The following is a 3,156-nucleotide window of genomic DNA, read 5'->3' on the forward strand; positions in this document are numbered from 1 at the left end:
AAGAAACGCACGAAATGGGGCTGCTCTGTCTCTAACTGAATTACGCAACAAAGCCCCTGTTCATATCTCGTTATTGCGGTATGGTAATATTACGTATATACCATTCATCAACTTACACTTACCAAACACAATTCAATAAAGATACTCACCTCATTAAATAACCACTCCCAATCATCCTATACCAGAGACATTCACCCCAAAGGTATAATGATGAAAAAACTTAAAACAACGACCAATGATACATTCAATGGATTGCCAATCTTAAAGCTAAAAGGTGGTTTAGTTCTAAGCTACCTTGATAAACTGTATGACACGATTGATAAAGCCGTCACACAACACCCTCGCACGACAGCCATTAGAGTAGACTTACGTTTAGCTAAATCTTTATTGTTCGATGATACTGGAGTCATCAAGAACTTTATTGCTTCGCTGGATGCTCAGATTCAAGCTGACCTCAGTCGAAAAAAAAGGAAAGGTCAGACTGCTCGTAGTTGTAAGGTTCGATATGCTTGGTGTAAAGAAAGAAGCACGTCATTGAGTCACCATTACCACCTTGTCTTGTTATTGAACAAAGACGTGTACCATTCTCTTGGAAGGTTTGATCAAAAAGGTAATTTATCAGACATGATAAAGAAGGCGTGGTGTCGAGCGTTGGATATCAAAGCCAATGAAGGTGATACCTTAGTCCATTTCCCAGACAGCCCTACCTATTGGTTAGATAAAAACTCAGGTAAATTCGACCAACAGGTGGATAGCTTGTTTAAACGAGTCAGCTATTTGGCTAAGGTTGAGACCAAGCACTACGGCGATAGAACACGAAGTTTTGGGTGCTCTCGAACCTAAAAAAAGAGGGCAGAACATCGCCCTCATTAATCCTTCTAAATAATTAGTTTTGAGTGACGGTTTGCATCTTAATAGCCGTTATTGAACTCACTTCTTTTTCCACTGTAGTACCAGCGTCAAAGTTGATGTAGTACTCAGTAAAGGTTCCACTTGGATATTGATAGAACATCAGCTCGTTGTCGCTGACGACGGCCATTCGTTCATTGGCATCAAGTTTAGTACCACTAGATGCATCGATTGTCGTTGTAGGGGTTTGGTTAAGTTTAGCCTTACTAATATCAAAACGCATGAAGCTAGGCAATGCACTATTATCATCGGTACTTGAGTACATACAGTACAGTGAGGTTTGGCCTGCATTGGCTACGTGACCATTGTGTGCTTTAGATGGTTGGAGTTGTGTGATGGTTTTTGTTGTGTCATCGAATTGATATACAGAGCAATCTGAATGCATTTTATAATCACCACGAACCACACTCATGGAGGAGGGCCTGTATCCATTGGTGGTCCATAGAGCATCGGTTTGATCTAAGGTAGCGCCATTCAATGTAAGCTCAATCAGTGCATCATCGGAATCTCGAATTGCATAGAGTTTATCTGCGTATAGAAATGGAACAGATAACTTTGACGTATCGTAATTAAAGTTGTGCTCCGTACCGTCTTGCTTTACCCACGTTAAGCTATCACCACTCCAAGGAACAGTGACAATATCACCTGTTGATAGAATGACATTGTTTCTGAAGTAATCATCAAAGACTTTAGAAATGACAAACGTACCATCAACAAGCTCTGCTTTATGCAGGCTGAGTTCATCACTGTGCCTTAAGTAAATACGTGTGCTATCTCCGTTGTGGGAAAAGCGTGTATTGGTGACCCAAGCCTCATGTTCAGCTTCCACCTTCTTATAGATAGGAACGCTGCTCTCAACCAATGGATAAAGATCACCGGTATTCTTGTCCTGTATGAGGGTGTAATTACCTTCATACACCACGTCATCCACGGTGACGGTGACATTACTCATGTTGATTGCGGAGTAGGTGGTATTTAGGTCGACGATCATATCGATAGTCGGAGTCACAACGCTCTCAGCATCATCGCCTTCAAAGCTAATCGAGCTTACCTCACCGTTTTCTGGGTTCTCATAAACGTAAGCACTTTGCCCGTCATCTAAAGGCGTATTGAACGTAGCTGCTATAGAATATGCTCGATAGCCAGTTAAATCGTGAGCGCGAGGCTTAAAGGTCTGAAAACCATCATTAACAACACTCATGCTTGATATTGAGCGCGTTTGGTCGGCTGGTGGAGACGTTGGAGTATTACTATTAGAGCCCCCTCCGCAAGCTGTCAGAGCGAAAACGATAGAGCTGACGAGAGTTGTTCTGAGTAAGTTAGTATTTTTCATGATCATTCCTTGTGTGGTTGTTTGAACATTTGGCTATAAGTGTTGGTTCTCGTTTAGGTGTAATGACCTCAGATAGTGAAAATCCCTTTGGATAGGTAAACCCGAATGTACTGATGTAGATGTCTTGAATTTGATTGAGAGGGATGGCGCAAACATGGCTTTCGAATTGGTAGATCAATTGAAGGGCCTCACTCTCTAACACAAGCCCAAGTGGACAGACATACTGGAGAGTTTGTTCGCTGTTGAGATGGAGGCGAATTTCACGCTGGTAATAGATTGCTAGACAAAGCTTGTCAAAAAGAGCTTCGTCATAATTTTCTTTCTGGTTTATTAACGTGTATCGAATATCAATACGTGGACCTTGGTTGTGGTCCATTAGCAAAAAGGGTGCAAATGCGCCTTGCATACTTGGTAGATAACTTTCAGGAAGTGCTGCTTTTAAACTCTCAAAAGCAAACTCAAGAAGTACAGATTCTTTAGGGCCCATGAATACACCGGGTTGGGGTCTTCGATGATAGCTATAGGGCAGGGTTCTATCGTCTTTTTCAATATCTAGGTAATCCGTCAGAATATTCAAGCAGCGTTGTACGGTACGTTTCGAACGCTTAATCCCAGTACTCGCTAATCGTTCATGAATTTCACTAACTGTAATTTTTCGTTGAGTCGGTATGTGGGAGTAAATTTCAAATACTAACTCTATATGTTCGATGCGTTGTCTGTTTGGTTTAGAAGACATGGGACCACCAAAATTTAAACGTGATCAATCGCCTCATCACTTTTAAGTGATGAGCTAAAGATTCAACTTGATTAGGGATCGGCTGGTGGCCACACAGCCTGATGCGATTACTTTTTGTAGTTAATGACTAGGGCGTGTTGATCTTTCGTGAGTGTTTTTTGAACAGCATGGTAAAGAG

At 41.6% G+C, this 3,156-nt stretch carries 3 protein-coding genes; 1 reads left to right on the top strand and 2 read right to left on the bottom strand.

Annotated features, from left to right (window positions below; translation table 11 throughout):
• Positions 1–207 precede the first annotated feature (207 nt).
• Positions 208–843, top strand: a complete 636-nt coding sequence (locus tag AB6C75_RS23190; protein WP_102489612.1) for an inovirus Gp2 family protein — start codon at positions 208–210, stop codon at positions 841–843.
• A 43-nt stretch (positions 844–886) separates the two neighbouring features.
• Here AB6C75_RS23190 and AB6C75_RS23195 read toward each other — a convergent pair whose 3' ends face one another.
• The gene (locus AB6C75_RS23195; protein WP_372109451.1) at positions 887–2,242 is read right to left on the bottom strand and encodes a hypothetical protein; all 1,356 of its coding nucleotides are present in this window, start codon (positions 2,240–2,242) and stop codon (positions 887–889) included.
• On the bottom strand, positions 2,229–2,978 hold the full coding sequence (locus tag AB6C75_RS23200; protein WP_123297068.1) for a hypothetical protein: 750 nt from the start codon (positions 2,976–2,978) through the stop codon (positions 2,229–2,231). The genes AB6C75_RS23195 and AB6C75_RS23200 overlap by 14 nt, the downstream gene beginning before the upstream one ends.
• Between the last annotated feature and the right edge of the window lie 178 nt (positions 2,979–3,156).

The organism is Vibrio sp. 10N.237.312.B06 (genome assembly GCF_041464685.1).
Classification (GTDB): Bacteria; Pseudomonadota; Gammaproteobacteria; order Enterobacterales; family Vibrionaceae; genus Vibrio; species Vibrio tasmaniensis_A.